Raw genomic sequence first — 16,714 nt, 5'->3', positions numbered from 1 at the left:
CGGCAAGCCGGCTCCTACGCGGTGGGGGTGGGCGGTGGGCGGGGCAGCGATGGCTGTACAGGCTTCAATCATTCAAGGAACAGCTACATGGCAGTCAAGATTCTCTGGTACCTCACCACCCCCGACGGCCCCTATCCCTGGGAGCCGGAAGGGCGCTGGAACACCGATTTCCAGCACCTCAAGCAACTGGCGGTGGCCAGCGATCGCCTGGGCTACTACGGTTCGCTGCTGGGTTCGAGCCCCAATGAAAGCCTGGCGGTCTCGGCGGCGCTGATCGATGCCACCCAGCGCTTGCGCTTTTTGGTGGCACAGCACCCGGGGGAGTTGTCGCCGGCGGTGCTGGCCAAATGGGCGCTGACCTTCGATCAGTTCTCCAACGGCCGCCTGCTGTTCAACGTGGTCAACGGCAGTGACGCCGGGCTGGCCACCCTGGGGGTGCACTATCCCCACGATGAGCGCTATGACTTCAGCCTGGAGTACTGGCGGGCGTTCCAGGGCTTCTATGCCGGGGACACCGACGGCTACGACGGCCGCTACGTCAAGCTGGCGCCGCGCTCGCCGGCCGCGGCCGGCCATCCCCTGGGCGGCTGGCACGCGCCGAGGCAACGCCCCGGCATCCCGCTGTGGGGCGCCGGCACCTCCGGCCCGGGAGTGGCCCATTCAGTGCAGTTGCTGGATGTGTACCTGAGCTTTGCCGACACGCCGCCGAAACTCGGCGAGAAATTCCGCAAGGTGGCCGCCGAGGCGGCGAAGATCGGCCGTGAGCTGAGCTTCGGTACGCGCCTGCAGATCATCGTCCGGGAAACCGAGGAGGAGGCCTGGGCCCACGCCGAGAAACTGTTGCAGCGCACCTCGCTGCAGACCGCCCGGGCTTCCATCGAACGCCAGTTGCCGCCGGGAGAAACCCTGGACAGCTTCCACAGCGACGACCCGCAGATCCAGCGCAATGTCGAGGCGATCCGCGCCGGCCGCCTGCCCAAGGCCCGGGACCTGGAGATCTACCCCAATGTCTGGCTCGGCCCGAGCCTGTTCGGTTTCAACATTCTCGGGCCCGCCGCCGGCACCTACCTGGTGGGCAGCGCGCGGCAAGTGGCCGAGCGTATTCGCGAATACGAAGAGCAGGGCACCTCGGCCTTCATTCTTTCGGGCTTTCCGCTGATCGACGAGGCCCACCGGGTGGCGGACCTGCTGTTCCCGCTGCTGGACCTGGACCACGGTTTCGAGGTGCCGCGCCTGGGCGCCACGCTGGTGGCCAGGCAACCGGCCAAGGCCACCGAGCAGGCCTGAGGAGCGAGCCATGAGCGAGGCATTTTCCCGCCGGGTATTCCTCGGCCATTCCCTGGCCGCCGGTGGCGGCCTGTTGCTGGGCAGCAGCCTGCTCAGCGGCTGTGACAACGGTGCGGCGCCCGGTGCCGCGCCGCTGCTGCCCGGCACCCCGGTGCGCGGCGGGCGCCTGCGGGTGGGGATCATCGATGGCGACCAGTCCGGCAATCTCGACGCCCACAAACCGGTGGGCGGCGGGATCATTCGCGGCTGGGCGCTGTACAGCAAGTTATGGGAATGGAACCCGGACGTCAGTACCCGGCTGGCCCTGGCGGAGTTCGCCGAGCCCAATGCCGACGCCAGCGTCTGGACCATCCGCATCAAGCCGGGGCTGGAGTTCCACCACGGCAAGAGCATCGGCGCCGACGACATGCTGTTTTCCATCCTGCGCCTGACCGACCCGCAACTGGCTTCGCCCTTTGCCGGGCTGGTGGGGGCCATCGATCGCCAGGCCCTGCGCAAGCTCGATCAGCGCACCATCGAAATCCGCTTCAAACAGGGCCAGAGCTTCTTTCCCCTGGACGAAACCCTGATCAGCTTCGGTGCCATAGTGCCCACCGATTACCACCCGCAGACCAACCCGGTGGGCGCTGGCCCCTACCGGCTCAAGCGCTTCATTCCCGGCCAGCGTTCGCTGTACAGCCGTTTCGAGAACTACTACAAGCCCGGCCAGCCCTACGCCGACGAACTGGAAATCATCGAGTTCAAGGACCAGGTGTCGCGGGCGGCGGCGCTGCGGGCCGGGCAGATCGACGTGGCCAGCGGCGTACAGGCCGAGCACAGCGCGCTGCTCAAGGCCGATCCGCGGCTGCGCTTCTACGCCTCGCCGAGTACTTCTTTCACCGGCTTCAACCTCAATCTGGCCAAGGCGCCGTTCCAGGATGTGCGGGTGCGCCAGGCATTCCGCCTGCTGGCCGACCGCCAGGAGCTGGTGGACCGTGGGCTCAATGGTTTCGGCCGAGTCGCCAATGACCTGTATTCGCCCCACGACCCCACCTACAACCACGGCATTGCCCAGCGGCCCCATGACCTGGAACAGGCCCGTTCGCTGTTGCGTCAGGCCGGGCAGAGCGACCTGCGGGTGGAGCTGACCACCACCCCGGGCCCGGGGGTGAACGCGGCGCTGGTGTTCGCCCAGCAGGCGAAGAGGGCCGGGGTCGAGGTCAAGGTGACCCAGGTTGACGCTTCGGTGTTCAACGGCCCCCAGCGCGAACAGTGGCTGCTGTCGCCCGGGGCCACGCCGGCCCGGGGCTTTCTTGCCTCGGCGCTGCACAACGACGCCCCCCAGGCCATCTACAACCGCAGCAACTTTCACGACCCGCGATTCACCCAGCTGTACCAGCAGGCCCTGGCCCAGCCCGATCTGCAACTGCGCCGGCAATGGGTGCACGAAGCCCAGGCCATCCAGCACCAGCGCGGCGGGCTGCTGATTTGGGGCTTCAACGATGTGCTGGACGCGGCCTCGGTGCGGGTTGGCGGGCTGGTGCCGGAACAGACGACCTTCGCCTCCTGGCGCTTTGACGAAATGTGGTTGAACCATGCCTGACACCTGCCGCAACACGCCCCGTACCCCGGCCTGGCTGTCCTGGTTCGTCGGCCGCCTGGGCTACGGCCTGCTCACGGCCTGGGTCATCAGCCTGGTGGTGTTCATCGCCACCCAGGCGCTGCCCTCGGACCCGGCGCGAGTGATCCTTGGCCCCGACGCGCCCCTGGAAAGCATCCTCACCCTGCAACGGCAACTGGGGCTGGACCGGCCCCTGCTGGAGCAGTATCTGCACTGGCTGGGCCAGACCCTGGAAGGCGATCTGGGGCAGTCCCTGGATTCCAGCGCGCCTGTGGCCGACGTCCTCTTCGCGCGCCTGGGCTACACCCTGGCGTTGCTGGCCGGGGTCATCGCGTTGGTGGTGCCCGCGGCGGTGCTGCTGGGGGTGACCCTGGCCCTGCGTCGTGATAGCCGCCTGGACCGCTTGAGCCTGTCGTTGCTGATCTTCCTCAAGGCTACCCCGGGTTTTCTTCTGGCCATTGGCCTGGTGCTGCTGTTTTCCATGCCCCACATGGACCTGCTGCCGGCGGTGTCGATCCTCGACCCCCAGTTGGCACTGTGGCGCCAGCTGCAATTCCTGGTACTGCCGGTGCTGGCCTTGAGCCTGTCGGCCTTGCCCTACCTGACGCGCATGGTGCGCGCGGCAATGATCGAGGCCCTGGAATCGGACTATGTGATCGCCGCGAGGCTGCGGGGCATCCCTGAGTGGCGCATCGTCTGGCGCCACACCCTGGCCAATGCCCTGGTGCCGGCGGTGCAGGGGCTGGCCCTGACCCTGCGCACCCTGATCGGCGGGGCCCTGCTGGCGGAAGTGGTGTTCAGCTATCCGGGGATCGGCACCGCCCTCAACTCGGCGATCCAGATGCGCGATCTGCCGATGATCCAGGCCATCGTGCTGGTGATCACCCTGGGGGTGGTGCTGATCAACCTGTTGGCAGACCTGGCCACGGTGCTGCTGACCCCCAAGTTGCGTACGGCGCGGCGGGCCGGCCTGATCCGCCGCAACCGACGAGGCCTCCAGCCCTGGTGGCGCCGCTCGGCGCCCAAGGCTCCCTGAACCTGCGGCATGAGGACCTATCCATGAACGACTTACGCATTTCCCGCTGGCGCCTGTGGCTGGGCGAACCGCAAACCCGCAAGGGCGCATTCATCACCTTGCTGGTGGTACTGCTGGCGCTGTTCGGGCCCTGGCTGGCGCCCCATGGCAGCACCGACATGCTGGGCCCGGTATACGGCGCGCCCGCTGCCGGCGCCTGGCTCGGCCATGACTTTCTTGGCCACGACGTGCTTTCGCGGTTGCTCAGCGGGGGCCTGTCGGTGTTGTGGATGTCCCTGGCGGCGGCCTCCATCGCCCTGCTGGTGGGCGGCGCCCTGGGGTTGCTGGCCGGCCTTTCGCGGCGCCGGCTGGACACGTTGATCAGTTGGTTGGCAGATGTGTCCCTGGCCTTTCCCGACCTGATCCTGGTGCTGTTGATCGTTTCGATGCTGGGGCGCGCGCCCTGGTTGATCGTGCTCACCGTGGCCATCGCCTTCACCCCCGGGGTGGTGCGCCTGGCCCGGGGCAGCGCGGTGGCGGTGGCGGGGCAGGAGTTCGTCGAGGCGGCGCAGATGATGGGCTATTCGCGCTGGCGGATCCTCTCTGGGGAAATCCTGCCGAACATCCTCACGCCGCTGCTGGTGCACTTCGGCAACATGCTGACCTGGGGCGTGGGCATGCTGTCGGGGCTGAGCTTCCTCGGCTATGGGGTGGCGCCGCCGGCCGCCGACTGGGGGCTGATGATCAACGAGAACCAGGCCGGGCTGCTGGTCCAGCCCTGGGCGGTGCTGGCCCCGGCGCTGCTGATCGGGGTGTTCGCCTACGGCACCAACATCCTCGCCGAGGGCATCGGCCGCAGTCAGGCGCGGATCGGGGAGAAAGGCCCATGAACGCCGTGGTGGAAGTGACCCGAGAGGCCCGGGTGCTGCAGGTTGAGGGGTTGCGGGTGGAGCTGGCGGCTGGCGTGGAGGTGTTGTCCGGGGTCGGCTTCAGCCTGGCCGCGGGGGAAATTCTTGGCCTGGTGGGGGAGTCGGGCTCGGGCAAGACCACCCTGGCCACGGCCCTGCTGGCCCATGCCCGGCGGGGCGCGCGGATTGTCGAAGGGCGGGTCGAGGTGGCCGGGCAGTCGTTGCTGGACCTCTCGGCGCAGGACCTGCGCCGGGCCCGGGGCGGCCTGATCGGCTATGTGGCCCAGGACCCGGCCACCGCCCTGAACCCGGCGCTGCGCATTGCCGACCTGCTGGAGGAAACCCTGGCGGTGCATCCATCGCACCTGGACCGCCACGGGCGGCAGCAGCGGATCCGCGACACCCTCAAGGATGTGGGCTTGCCGGCGGATCGCGAGTTCCTGCGGCGCTTTCCCCATCAGCTGTCCGGCGGCCAGCAGCAGCGGGTGATGCTGGCCCTGGCCTTTGTCCTGCGGCCCCGGCTGATCGTGCTCGATGAGCCCACCACGGCCCTGGATGTGACCACCCAGGCGCACATCCTCGGCACCTTGCGCCACCTGTGCAAAAGCCTGGGTGTGGCGGCGATCTATGTGTCCCACGACCTGGCCGTGATCAAGGACCTGGTGGACCGGGTGCTGGTGATGTACGCCGGGCGGATCGTCGAAAGTGCCTCCCGCGAGGCGCTGTTTCGCCAGCCGGCCCACCCCTATACCCGGGGCCTGCTGGCGGCGATTCCCGATGTCGGCCAGCGCCGGCCCCTGCTGGCGATACCTGGGCAGGCCCCGGCGCCGGGGCAGCGGCCGGCGGGGTGTGCCTTCGCGCCCCGGTGCCCGCGCCGGGGTGCCCAATGCACAGCGGGCGAGCCGTTGCTGCAAGGGCTTGCAGCTGATGTCCAGGTGGCCTGTATCGACCCTTATCGGCAGGCGTTGCCCATGCCGGTGCCCGTGGTGGCGGTGCAAGCGGCTGTGTCCGGCAGCGAACGACGGCCGCTGCTGGAGGTCCAGGGCCTGAACCTGGCCTATGACCGACAGGTGCTGTTCGACGTCAGCTTGCAAGTGGTGGCGGGGGAGTGCCTGGCGCTGGTGGGCGAGTCCGGCTCCGGCAAGACCAGCCTGGCCCGGGCCCTGGCCGGGCTTGGCGAGCACGCCGAAGGCCGGGTGCGGTATGCCGGCCAGCCTCTGAGCCTGTCGGCCCGGCAGCGGAGCAAAGGGCTGCGGCACCAGATCCAGTACATTTTCCAGAACCCCTACCGGGCGCTGAACCCGCGGCACACTCTGTACCAGACCCTGAGCGCACCCCTGGAGCACTTTTTCGGCATCCAGGGGGCCGAGGCCAGGGCGCGGGTCCATGCGGTGCTGCAACGGGTGTCGCTGTCGCCGGCCCTGGCGGACCACTATCCCCACAGCCTGTCCGGGGGCGAACGACAGCGGGTGGCGATTGCCCGGGCCCTGGTGTGCGAACCCAAGCTGCTGATCTGCGATGAAGTCACCTCGGCCCTGGACGTCTCGGTACAGGCCTCGATCCTCGCGCTCCTGCGCCAGTTGCAAGACGAAGGCCTGGCCCTGCTGTTCGTCACCCATGACCTGGGCGTGGTACGGGCCATTGCCGACCGGGTGCTGGTGCTCAAGCAGGGACGGGTGGTGGAGCAGGGCGCAGTGGACGCCGTGCTGGACCGACCCGAGCACATCTACACCCGGACCCTGCTGGAGAATTCGCCACGGCTTGGGTGACATTTTCAGAAACCCTTGCACCGCCTTCGCTGGCAAGCCAGCTCCTACAGGGGGGGCATTTGCCGGTGGACTGTGCTGCGCCGGCCCTGGCGTGCGTCTAGCTGCCATAGCCCCGCAGTCGTATCGGTAATGAGCCAGAACATGCAAGACCTGTTGAACCAGATTCTCGATGAAGTCCGCCCCCTGATCGGCCAAGGCCAGGTGGCCAATTACATTCCGGCCCTGGCGGATGTGCCGGCCAATCAGTTGGGCATTGCCGTGTATGGCAACGACGGCCAGGTGTTCAGCGCCGGTGACGCCGATACGCCGTTCTCGGTGCAGAGCATTTCCAAGGTCTTCAGCCTGGTGCAGGCCATCGGTCATTCCGGCGAGGCGATCTGGGAGCGCCTGGGCCACGAGCCCTCGGGGCAGCCGTTCAATTCCCTGGTGCAACTGGAATTCGAGCGTGGCCGGCCGCGCAACCCCTTCATCAATGCCGGGGCCCTGGTGATCTGCGACATCAACCAGTCGCGCTTTGCCGCGCCTGCCTTGTCCATGCGCGACTTTGTCCGGCGCCTGTCGGGCAACCTGCAGGTGATGGTGGACGGTCGGGTGGCCGAGTCGGAGTACCAGCACCGCGCCCGCAACGCGGCCATGGCCTACCTGATGCAGTCCTTCGGCAACTTTCACAATGATGTGGAGGCGGTGCTGCGCAGTTACTTCAGCCACTGCGCCTTGCGCATGAGCTGCGTGGATCTGGCCCGGGCCTTCTGTTTCCTGGCCAACGACGGCTTCTGCAAGCACAGCGGGGAGCAGATTCTCACCCGGCGCCAGACCCAGCAGGTCAACTCGATCATGGCCACCAGCGGCCTGTACGACGAGGCCGGCAACTTTGCCTATCGGGTCGGCCTGCCGGGCAAGAGCGGGGTGGGCGGGGGAATTGTGGCGGTGGTGCCGGGGCAGTTCACGGTCTGCGTCTGGTCGCCGGAGCTCAACAGCGCCGGCAACTCGCTGGTGGGCATGGCGGCCCTGGAACTGCTCAGCCAGCGTATCGGCTGGTCGGTGTTCTAGTTACCAGGCGCCGGGGTTGCTCAGGCTGAGCTGCCCGCGATCGATGAAGCGCTGGGTGCCGAACAGCCCGCCGGCGAGCTTGCCGCGCAGCACGTAGGGCAGGTTGTCCAGGCTCTGGGTCTGGCTCAGGCCCAGGGTCTGGCGCAGCACCGAGAAGGCCGAGACGCTGACTGGGATCACCAGGATGTCTTCCGAGTAGCGGCCGATATGCCCTTGCTGGTCGCTGACCCCGGAGGCCAGGGGGCGGCCGTTGACCTCCAGGTCCAAGGCCACGCCGTTGTAGTCGATGGGGCTTTCGTTGGGGTTCTGCAGACGCAGTTTCACCGCGAAAAGCATTTCCAGATCCTGGCTCGGCAGTGGCTCGATGCCCACCACATTGATCGCCAGTGGATCGCGATTGGGCAACAGCGCACAAGCGCTCAGGCTGAGCAGTACCAGGGTCAAGGCGATCAATCTACGCATGGAATACCTGTCGGCAATGGAAATGAATGGCTGGCCGGCACCTTGTAGCCGCTGCCGAGCCTGCGAGGCTGCGACAAGGCCCGCAGGGCCTTGCCTGGCAAACCCCCGGCCAGCCTTCCACGGCCGAGGGCCCATCACCAGCGCTCGCAGCATAGACGCCTGCGAGCCTCAGGAGTTCGCTTTGCCGCTCATGTCCGGGTCTTGCATGACCTTGAGGGTCGCCGCTTCCGGATCGAACTCGTCTTCTTCCAGCTCAAGGAATTCCTCCGGCAGGAAGATGTTCAGGAAGATCGCGCAGAAGGCGCCCACGGTAATCGGCGACTCGAAGATGTTGTGCAGCGCCTTGGGCAGCTCGCGCAGCACTTCCGGCACCGCCGCCACGCCCAGGCCCATGCCCAGGGAGATGGCCACGATCAGCACGTTGCGCCGGTGCAGCCCGGCCTCGGCGAGGATCTTGATCCCGGCCACGGCCACGGTACCGAACATGATCAGGGTGGCGCCGCCCAGTACCGGCTTGGGCATCAGTTGCAGCACCGCGCCGATCACCGGGAACAGGCCCAGCAGCACCAGCAGCCCGGCAATGAAGTAGGCCACGTAGCGGCTGGCCACGCCGGTCAGTTGGATGACCCCGTTGTTCTGGGCAAAGGTGACCATCGGCAGGCTGTTGAACACCGCTGCCACCGCCGAGTTGAAACCGTCCGCCAGCAGCCCGGACTTGATGCGCTTGATGTACAGCGGGCCTTTCACCGGCTGCTGGGAAATCATCGAGTTGGCCGTCAGGTCGCCGGCCGCTTCCAGGGGGGAAATCAGGAAGATCACCGCCAGGGGAATGAAGGCGATCAGGTCGAAGGAGAAGCCGTACTTGAACGGCACCGGCACGCTCACCAGGGGCACCTCGGGCATGGCCGCCATGTCCACCCGGCCGAGCATCCAGGCCACCACGAAACCCAGGGTCAGGCCGATGACGATGGAGCCCAGGCGCAGCATCGGGTGGTTGAAGCGGTTGAGCACCACGATGGTCAGCAGCACCAGCGCCGCCAGCCCCAGGTTGCTCGCCGCGCCCAGGTCGCTGGCACCGTAGCCGCCGGCCATGTCGGTGACCGCCACCTTGATCAGCGACAGGCCCATCAGGGTGATGATGGTGCCGGTCACCACCGGGGTGATCAGCTTGCGCAACTTGCCGATGAACTGGCTGAGGAACATCTCGATAAAGGCTGCGACAAAGCAGATGCCGAAGATGGTGGAGAGGATTTCGTTGGTGTCGCCGCCCCGGCCCTTGACCATGAAGCCGGCACTGAGCAGCACGCTGATAAAGGAAAAGCTGGTGCCTTGCACGCACAGCAGGCCGGAACCGATGGGCCCCAGGCGCCGGGCCTGGACGAAGGTGCCCAGGCCAGAGACGAACAGCGCCATGCTGATCAGGTACGGCAGCTCGCTTTCCAGCCCCAGGACCCCGCCGAAGATCAGGGTCGGGCTGATGATGCCGACGAAACTGGCCAGCACATGCTGCAGGGCGGCGAAGATCGCCGCGCTGAAATGCGGACGGTCGTTGAGGCCATAGATCAGGTCTGACTTGTAGCGGGGAGGGGAGCGGTCGGGTGCGGTCATGGGAAAAGGCCTGCCAGTGACGTGTGAAAACTACGGGGGCACACGTCGGAAAGTGGACGGGACTTGGGCCGCAACGCCATGTCATGGACAAGACGTGCGCACCCGGTCAGAAAAAAGGAGGCGCAGGATGCCAGAAAGGCGCCGCAGCCAGAAGGGCAAACAGGCGGAAAAAGCCAAGTTGGAAAGGATACGAAAGATACTGTTTCTCATTTGCCTTTATGGAATAATCCGCCTCCCCGATCTGCGGACCGCCCCCCGATGCTGCCGACCCCCAGCCTGCTGCGCAGCTTTCAAGAGCATTACGACGACCTGCTGAAGTTTCTCACCCGGCGCATGAGCGATCGCCAACGGGCGGCGGATGTGGCCCAGGAGACCTACCTCAAGTTGCTCAAGGTCGATCCGCAGACGGTGGAGGTGCACAACGATCGCGGTTTCATTTTCCGTGTGGCCGGCAACCTGGCCATCGACACCCTGCGCCGCGAGCAGCGCCTGGCGGCCAACCTCGCCGACGGCCAGGAGCACGCCGAAGCGGTGGACCCGGCCCCGGCACCGGAAGCCGTGCTGCTGGCCAAGGAGCGCCTGGCGGTGCTCGACGAGGCCCTGGCGCAACTCTCGGACAACGCCCGCCAGGCCTTGCTGCTCAATCGCCTGGAAGGCCTGACCCAGGCACAAATCGCATTGCGCCTGGGCGTTTCCGAAAGCATGGTGGCAAAATACATCGGCCAGGCCCTGCGCCATTGCCGCGACTGGCTGAAAGTCCACCATGAATGATTCCTTCTTGCCTGCCGCCGATGCCATGACCGACCACCCCGAAAGCCTCGAAGACGCCGCCATCGACTGGCTGGTGCTGCTGCACTCCGGCAACGCCACGCCGGCCCAGCGCATGGCCTTCCAGCAATGGCGCCAGCGCAGCCCGGCCCATGCCGCAGCGGCCGCCGAGGCCCAGCAACTGTGGGGTGACCTGGGGCAGACCGAGACCGCGCGGCAACACCAGGCGCCGCCCGCCATGGTGCGCCGGCCACGGCGCTTCTGGCCGGCGCTGGCCGCTTCGCTGCTGCTGGCGCTGGGGGCTGGCCTGGGCTGGCAGCAGTGGCCGGCCTTGACCTCGGACTACCACACCGGGGTCGGCCAGCAACAGAGCATCACCCTGGCGGACGGCTCGCGGGTCACCCTCAACAGCGCCAGTGCGCTGTCGGTGGCCTACTCGACGGATGAGCGCCGGGTGATCCTGCGCAGCGGCGAAGCGCTGTTCGAACCGCTGGCCGACCCGCAGCGGCCCTTCGTGGTCCAGGCCCAGGCCCAGCAACTGCAAAGCGCTGCCAGTGCCTTCAGCGTGCGCCGCGACGGCCACCAACTGACGGTGGTGGTGCGCGAAGGGCAGGTGCAGTTCAGCGGTGACCACGCACCAGTGCTGCTCCAGGCCGACCAGCGCCTGCAATACCAGCCCGGCCAGCCGCTGCTGGCCCAGCAGACCGTGGACGCCGCCAGCCTGACCGCCTGGCAGCGCGGCAAGCTGATCTTCAACGGCCGCCCGCTGGGTGAGGTGATAGGTGAACTGGAGCGCTACCAGCACGGGCGCATCCTGATTTCCGACGGTCAGTTGGCGGCCCTGGCCATCAGCGGTGTGTTCGACCTGCATGATCCGCAAGGCTCGCTCAAGGCCCTGCAGCAGCGCTACCCGCTGCACGTCACCTACCTGCCATGGCTGGCGGTCCTGCACTGAGTCGAATTTTTTTTGCCTGGGCACTGCAAGTTCCCCTGGGGGAAATCGTCGTAGTGAGACTGAGAAGACAATCATTCTCATTGACGTCATTTCAACCGGCTGGGAAGGAACACGTGAAAGCAATGTTCAAGCTGTCGACACTGGGGCGCGGTCACCACATCATGCGCCGCACATTACTGGCCCAGGCCCTGTTCGCCGGGGCCTTGAGCCCGGTCCTGGCCCAGGCCCAGGAGGCCGCCACGGTCAGCCAGGCCGGCAGCGCCCAGGAGCGCCGGGTCTCGTTGAACCTGCCGGCCCAGCCCCTGGACCAGGCGCTGACCCGCTTCGCCGATCAGGCCGACCTGCGCCTGCTGTACACCACCAGCGATGTCGAGGGCCTGCAATCCACCGCCCTCAACGGTGAGGTCACGGTGGCCCAGGCCCTGCAAAGCCTGCTGGCCGGCAGTGGCATGAGCTGGTCGTTCAGCGACGGGCACACGGTGATCCTGCGTCGGGCTGGCGTGCCGGCCGCCAGCCTCAACCTCAAGCCGACCCAGGTCACCGTGGCGTCACGCACCAGCGCCGCCATCAGCGAGATTCCCGGCACCGTGTGGGTGGTGGAGCAGAGCCAGCTGCGCGAGCAGTTGAGCACCGGGGTCAGCCTCAAGGAAGCCATCGGCAAGCTGGTACCGGGCCTCGACCTGGCCCCGGAAGGGCGCACCAACTACGGCCAGAACATGCGCGGGCGCAACGTGCTGGTGATGATCGACGGGGTCAGCCAGAACAGTTCCCGGGGCCTGTCCCGACAGTTCGACAGCATCTCGCCGTTCAACGTCGAGCGGGTCGAAGTGCTGTCCGGGGCCAGCGCCATCTACGGCGGCGGCGCCACCGGCGGCATCATCAATATCGTCACCAAGAAAGGCGAACCGGGCCCGGCGCGCTTCGAGACCCAGCTGGGGGCCAGCAGCGGCTTCAACAACAGTGACGACCTGACGACCCGCATCGCCCAGTCGGTGAGCGGCGGCAACGAAGCCATCAGCGGCCGGCTGGCGGTGGCGGGGGAGCAGAACCAGGCGTTCTATGACGGTGCCGGCAAGCAGATCTTCATCGACAACACCCAGACCGACCTGCAGTACAACCGTACCCTGGACCTGATGGGCAGCCTGGCCCTGCAGTTCAACGAAGAGCAGAGCCTGGACCTGCTGGCCCAGTACTACGACTCCGGCAACCATGGCAGCACCGGGATCTACTTCCCCAACCTCAAGTACAAGGCGCCGTCCAACCTGGAAGACGCCGAGCTGCGCGGCGGCTATTCCACCGACCTGGAACCGCGTACCAAGCGCCTGCTGCTCAACGCCAACTACCACCACAGCGACGTGCTGGGCCAGGATTTCTACCTGCAGGCCTCGTACCGCAAGGAAGACGACAACTTCTTCCCGTTCCCCTACTACAACAGCGGCAGCCCCGCAGGCTCCAAGGGTGTGTACTTCGCCGCATCCCAGCAGAATTTCGAAGTCACCAGCCTCAAGGCGCTGTTCGCCAAGGAGTTCGAGGCGTTCAAGCTGACCTACGGCGTGGACCTGGACCGCGAGCGTTTCAATGCCCAGCAGAGCACCTTCGACCAGGGCATCTCCTCGGGCAGCGGCGGTCTCGACCTGGTGACCCAGAGCAAGGCGCCGCGCTATCCCAGCTACCGGGTCGATGGCCTGTCCGGCTATGCCCAGCTGGACTGGCACGCCACCGACAACCTGACGGTATCCGGCGGCTACCGGCGCCAGCAGATGGACGTGGACGTGGGCCAGTTCAAGAACGTACCCGGCGGCAGCAACGACTATGCGGTCAACCTCTACAACCTGGGCACCATCTACGACTTCAAGAACGGCCACCAGCTGTGGGTCAACTACGGCGAGGGCTTCGATCTGCCGGACCCGGCCAAGTTCTACGGCAAGCCGGGCCTGAGCGTGGACGACAACCCCCTGGCCGGGATCAAGAGCCGCCAGGTGGAGACCGGCTGGCGCTTCTCCGATAGCGACTGGGATGCCCAGGCGGCGCTGTACTACATCTGGTCGGACAAGGTGATCACCACCGACCAGGCCACCCTGACCATCGACGTCAAGGACCAGAAAAGCCGCGACTACGGTTTTGAAAGCGCCCTGACCCGGCACTTCCAGAACGGCTGGGAGCTGGGCGGCACCCTGCATGCCGTGCGCTCCGAGGAGGAGAACAAGAACGGCGGCTGGAGCAAGCGCGACGCCCGTTATGCCTCGCTGTCGAAACTCACCGCCTTCGTCGGCTGGAAGGACGACAGCAGCAGCGTGCGCCTGCAGGGCAACCACGCCTTCACCCTCAAGGACGACGCGGTCAAGCAGATCGACGCCACCCACAGCGTGGATGCGCCCAACACCATCGACGGCTACACCACCTTCGACCTGCTGGGCAGCCACGACACCGAGTTCGGCACCTTCAGCGGCGGCATCCAGAACCTGCTGGACAAGCAGTACAGCACCGTCTGGGGCCAGCGCGCCAAGCTGTTCTACTCGCCGACCTACGGCCCGGACTACCTTTACGACTACCAGGGCCGTGGCCGCACCTACACCCTGACCTGGACCATGGCCTACTGATGCCCCGGGGGCTCTTGCGGCCCCTGTAGCCGCTGCCGAGCCCCAGCGAGGCTGCGCAAAGGCCCGCAGGGCCTTGCTTGGCAACTCCCAGCCGAACCCTGCGACGCAGTGCCTTCACCGCCTGCGCCAGCGGCTACAGGACCCCGGCAGAATCATGCCTGGCAATGTCCCGCCAACCCCCATCCTCCTGACAGAAACTGTCAGGAGGCTCTGGTAATCTGCGCCGGTGTTTTTTCCGGAGTGCACCTGCGTGTCGCGAGCCAGTCGTTTACTCACCCTGCTGCAGATGCTGCGGGGCAAAAGCCGTCCGGTGACCGCCGCGACCCTGGCCTCGGAGCTGGAGGTTTCCGAGCGCACCCTGTACCGCGATATCGCCGAGCTGACCGCCCTGGGCGCGCCGATCTACGGTGAGGCCGGGATAGGCTACGTGCTGCGCAGCGGGCTGTTCCTGCCGCCGTTGATGCTCAATGCCGACGAGACCGAGGCCGTGGTGCTGGGCCTGCGCTACGTCGACCAGCGCGGCGACGAGGAACTGAGCAAGGCCGCCGCCGATGCCATGGCCAAGATCGCTGCGGTGCTGGCCCCCGCGGCCCAGGACGCACTGCGCAATCCGACCCTGTTGCCCGGCCCGGCGGGCTACGGCTTCCCCGACAACCCGGTGTCGCTCAATGTGTTCCGCCAGGCGATCCGCCTTCAGGCCAAGCTGCTGATCGACTATGCCGACGTCAACCAGAACCCCAGCCAGCGCCGGGTCTGGCCCCTGGCCCTGGGCTTTCTCAACGAGGCCCGGGTGATCGTGGCCTGGTGTGAATTGCGCGAGGATTACCGCACCTTCCGCACCGACCGCATTGCCGCCGCCCAGGAACAGGGCGAGCGGTATCCGGGGCGGCGCAGCGACTGGCTGCGAGCCTGGCGCAAACGCATGCACAGCGATGAGCAGGGCCGTTTCACTGCTGACAGGAAATGACACGCGGGGGCTTTAGCATGGCCCGCTTATTCAACAGCAAGGAGCTTTTGTCATGTCGGCCACAGACCCTTCCCTGGCCCCGGCCATCGCCGCTTATGTCACGGCCATCAACAGCGGCGACAGCGCAGTGGTGGCGTCGATCTTCGCCGACCGCGCCCAGGTCTTCGATGAACGCGAGCACTGCGTGGGGCCCCAGCAGATCGCCCGCTGGATGGGCAAAGGCGCGTGCCGCCTGGAAATCCTCGGAGTCCAGCAGCGCACCGGCAAAGTGCTGCTCGACAGCCGGGTGTGCGGTGACTTCCCCGGCAGCCCCCAGGCCCTGCGCCATACCTTCCGCCTGGACGCCCAAGGGCGGATCGAACGCCTGGATATTTCCCGCTGATGTAGCCGCTGGCGCAGGCGGCGAAAAACCTGAGCATGCCCAAGGTTTTGCTGGAGACCGCCAGGCAAGGCCCTGCGGTCCTTTTCCCAGCTTCGCGGGCTCGGCAGCGGCTACAGGTCGGCCTGGAGCGGCTCATGCTGGCATACTGCGGCTCTTTGCCAGGAGGCCCGAGCCCCATGCCATTCGATTCCCCCATGAGCGCCTACCAATACGCCCTGGAGCAGCAGGGCTTTGTCGCCGACGCGGCGCAGGCGCGGGCGGTGCAGGCCTTGCAGCAATGCCATGAAGCCCTGCATCAAGGGCGCACGGCGGTGCCCGGGGTCTATCTGTGGGGGGCGGTTGGGCGGGGCAAGACCTGGCTGATGGACCAGTTCTACCAGAGCCTGCGGGTCCCGGCGCGGCGCCAGCACTTTCATCATTTCATGGGCTGGGTGCACCAGCGTTCGTTCCAACTGAGCGGTATTGCCGACCCCTTGCAGGCCCTGGCCCGGGAGCTGGCCGAAGAGGTGCGGGTGCTGTGTTTCGATGAGCTGTTCGTCAATGACATCGGTGACGCGATCATCCTCGGGCGCCTGTTCCAGGTGATGTTCGACCAGGGCGTGGTGCTGGTCTGCACCTCCAACCAGCCCCCGGAGCAGCTGTATGCCGATGGCTTCAACCGCGAGCGCTTCGTTCCGGCGATCAGCGCCATCCGCCAGCACATGCAGGTGGTGGCGGTGGACGGCGAGCAGGATCACCGCCTGCACCCGGGCACCGCCGAGCAACGCTACTGGCTTGGCGCCGAGGGGCAGCCGAGCGCCCTGGGGCCGGTGTTCGAGCGCTTGAGTGCCGGGCAGCCGGCGAGCAGCGAGCCGCTGTTGCTCGGCTATCGCCCGTTGCAGGTGGTCAAGGCGTGCGGGACGGTGGTCTGGTGCAGCTTCGTCGAACTGTGCGAACAGCCGTTTTCCGCCATGGACTTCATGGCCCTGTGCGACCGCTTCCAGGCCATTCTCCTGAGCGATGTGCCCAACCTCAGCGCTTGCCAGCGCCCCGCACGCATTGCCCGGGGCACCGAGGATGGTGCCGAGCGGGTGGTGGCCGGGGATCGTGAGTTGCCGCAGCTGTCGGTACATGACGACGCGGTGCGGCGTTTCATCGCCCTGGTGGACGAGTGCTACGACCGCAAGGTGCCGCTGTACCTGGAAGCCCGGGTGCCCATGGAACAGCTGTACACCGAGGGCTACCTGGAGTTCGCTTTCCGCCGCACCCTCAGCCGCCTGCAGGAAATGCAGTTGCAGCGTTTTGCCGGTGGGCCCGCGGCCTGAAGGGAAACCCTTCCGGCTGCCATGGATCCCGGCCGCTGC

13 protein-coding genes and 1 pseudogene are annotated in these 16,714 nt (G+C 66.8%); 12 read left to right on the top strand and 2 right to left on the bottom strand.

Features of this window, described 5'->3' with window-relative positions; genetic code table 11:
* Window positions 1–87: 87 nt before the first annotated feature.
* The 6 genes from AC07R1_RS05585 to glsB all read left to right on the top strand — a co-directional run bounded on the left by AC07R1_RS05585 (window position 88) and on the right by glsB (window position 7,629).
* On the top strand, window positions 88–1,287 hold the full coding sequence (locus tag AC07R1_RS05585) for an LLM class flavin-dependent oxidoreductase (protein WP_065364129.1): 1,200 nt from the start codon (window positions 88–90) through the stop codon (window positions 1,285–1,287).
* A gap of 10 nt (window positions 1,288–1,297) precedes the next feature.
* Window positions 1,298–2,869, top strand: a complete 1,572-nt coding sequence (locus AC07R1_RS05580; RefSeq protein WP_495110246.1) for an ABC transporter substrate-binding protein — start codon at window positions 1,298–1,300, stop codon at window positions 2,867–2,869.
* Window positions 2,862–3,923, top strand: coding sequence for an ABC transporter permease (locus AC07R1_RS05575; RefSeq protein ID WP_495110245.1), 1,062 nt, complete (start codon window positions 2,862–2,864; stop codon window positions 3,921–3,923). The genes AC07R1_RS05580 and AC07R1_RS05575 overlap by 8 nt, the downstream gene beginning before the upstream one ends.
* A 23-nt stretch (window positions 3,924–3,946) precedes the next feature.
* Window positions 3,947–4,792, top strand: a complete 846-nt coding sequence (locus AC07R1_RS05570; RefSeq protein ID WP_169891568.1) for an ABC transporter permease — start codon at window positions 3,947–3,949, stop codon at window positions 4,790–4,792.
* Entirely contained in the window at window positions 4,789–6,579 is a 1,791-nt protein-coding gene (locus AC07R1_RS05565) for a dipeptide ABC transporter ATP-binding protein (protein WP_495110244.1), read from the top strand. The genes AC07R1_RS05570 and AC07R1_RS05565 overlap by 4 nt, the downstream gene beginning before the upstream one ends.
* Before the next feature lie 141 nt (window positions 6,580–6,720).
* On the top strand, window positions 6,721–7,629 hold the full coding sequence (glsB, locus tag AC07R1_RS05560) for a glutaminase B (RefSeq protein WP_011061446.1): 909 nt from the start codon (window positions 6,721–6,723) through the stop codon (window positions 7,627–7,629).
* Here glsB and AC07R1_RS05555 read toward each other — a convergent pair whose 3' ends face one another.
* Window positions 7,630–8,091 carry an LEA/WHy family protein gene (locus AC07R1_RS05555; protein WP_495110243.1) on the bottom strand — a complete coding sequence of 154 codons (462 nt, stop codon included), beginning with the start codon at window positions 8,089–8,091 and terminating at the stop codon, window positions 7,630–7,632.
* 168 nt (window positions 8,092–8,259) lie between these two features.
* Window positions 8,260–9,699, bottom strand: coding sequence for a nucleobase:cation symporter-2 family protein (locus AC07R1_RS05550; RefSeq protein WP_011061444.1), 1,440 nt, complete (start codon window positions 9,697–9,699; stop codon window positions 8,260–8,262).
* Between the two features lie 258 nt (window positions 9,700–9,957).
* Between AC07R1_RS05550 and AC07R1_RS05545 the strand changes: the two are divergent.
* The 6 genes and pseudogenes from AC07R1_RS05545 to zapE form a co-directional block, all read left to right on the top strand.
* A pseudogene (locus AC07R1_RS05545) lies at window positions 9,958–10,455 on the top strand (RNA polymerase sigma factor); the annotation flags it as partial.
* Window positions 10,456–10,462: 7 nt separating this feature from the next.
* A complete protein-coding gene (locus tag AC07R1_RS05540; RefSeq protein WP_401018491.1) occupies window positions 10,463–11,422 on the top strand; it encodes a FecR family protein in 960 nt (319 codons plus the stop codon).
* Window positions 11,423–11,544: 122 nt separating this feature from the next.
* Window positions 11,545–14,022, top strand: a complete 2,478-nt coding sequence (locus tag AC07R1_RS05535) for a TonB-dependent receptor (protein WP_015635717.1) — start codon at window positions 11,545–11,547, stop codon at window positions 14,020–14,022.
* 250 nt (window positions 14,023–14,272) lie between these two features.
* Window positions 14,273–14,989, top strand: coding sequence for a helix-turn-helix transcriptional regulator (locus AC07R1_RS05530; RefSeq protein WP_015635716.1), 717 nt, complete (start codon window positions 14,273–14,275; stop codon window positions 14,987–14,989).
* A 52-nt stretch (window positions 14,990–15,041) separates the two neighbouring features.
* Window positions 15,042–15,371, top strand: coding sequence for a nuclear transport factor 2 family protein (locus AC07R1_RS05525; protein WP_011061439.1), 330 nt, complete (start codon window positions 15,042–15,044; stop codon window positions 15,369–15,371).
* Window positions 15,372–15,547: 176 nt separating this feature from the next.
* Window positions 15,548–16,675 (top strand): cell division protein ZapE, encoded by a 1,128-nt coding sequence (zapE, locus tag AC07R1_RS05520; RefSeq protein WP_220222697.1) that lies wholly within the window; start codon window positions 15,548–15,550, stop codon window positions 16,673–16,675.
* Window positions 16,676–16,714: the final 39 nt, after the last annotated feature.

The organism is Pseudomonas sp. GW821-FHT07F01, from assembly GCF_059418825.1.
This window is presented reverse-complemented; position numbering and strand designations above follow the sequence as displayed.

What these genes read in the sequence shown, in the direction of transcription:
- AC07R1_RS05565 (WP_495110244.1), top strand. Translation starts at nt 4,789, where the DNA reads ATGAACGCCGTGGTGGAAGTGACCCGAGAGGCCCGGGTGCTGCAGGTT.
- AC07R1_RS05575 (WP_495110245.1), top strand. Translation starts at nt 2,862, where the DNA reads ATGCCTGACACCTGCCGCAACACGCCCCGTACCCCGGCCTGGCTGTCC.
- AC07R1_RS05525 (WP_011061439.1), top strand. Translation starts at nt 15,042, where the DNA reads ATGTCGGCCACAGACCCTTCCCTGGCCCCGGCCATCGCCGCTTATGTC.
- AC07R1_RS05540 (WP_401018491.1), top strand. Translation starts at nt 10,463, where the DNA reads ATGAATGATTCCTTCTTGCCTGCCGCCGATGCCATGACCGACCACCCC.
- AC07R1_RS05535 (WP_015635717.1), top strand. Translation starts at nt 11,545, where the DNA reads ATGTTCAAGCTGTCGACACTGGGGCGCGGTCACCACATCATGCGCCGC.
- AC07R1_RS05555 (WP_495110243.1), bottom strand. Translation starts at nt 8,091, where the DNA reads ATGCGTAGATTGATCGCCTTGACCCTGGTACTGCTCAGCCTGAGCGCT.
- glsB (WP_011061446.1), top strand. Translation starts at nt 6,721, where the DNA reads ATGCAAGACCTGTTGAACCAGATTCTCGATGAAGTCCGCCCCCTGATC.
- AC07R1_RS05580 (WP_495110246.1), top strand. Translation starts at nt 1,298, where the DNA reads ATGAGCGAGGCATTTTCCCGCCGGGTATTCCTCGGCCATTCCCTGGCC.
- AC07R1_RS05570 (WP_169891568.1), top strand. Translation starts at nt 3,947, where the DNA reads ATGAACGACTTACGCATTTCCCGCTGGCGCCTGTGGCTGGGCGAACCG.
- AC07R1_RS05585 (WP_065364129.1), top strand. Translation starts at nt 88, where the DNA reads ATGGCAGTCAAGATTCTCTGGTACCTCACCACCCCCGACGGCCCCTAT.
- zapE (WP_220222697.1), top strand. Translation starts at nt 15,548, where the DNA reads ATGCCATTCGATTCCCCCATGAGCGCCTACCAATACGCCCTGGAGCAG.
- AC07R1_RS05550 (WP_011061444.1), bottom strand. Translation starts at nt 9,699, where the DNA reads ATGACCGCACCCGACCGCTCCCCTCCCCGCTACAAGTCAGACCTGATC.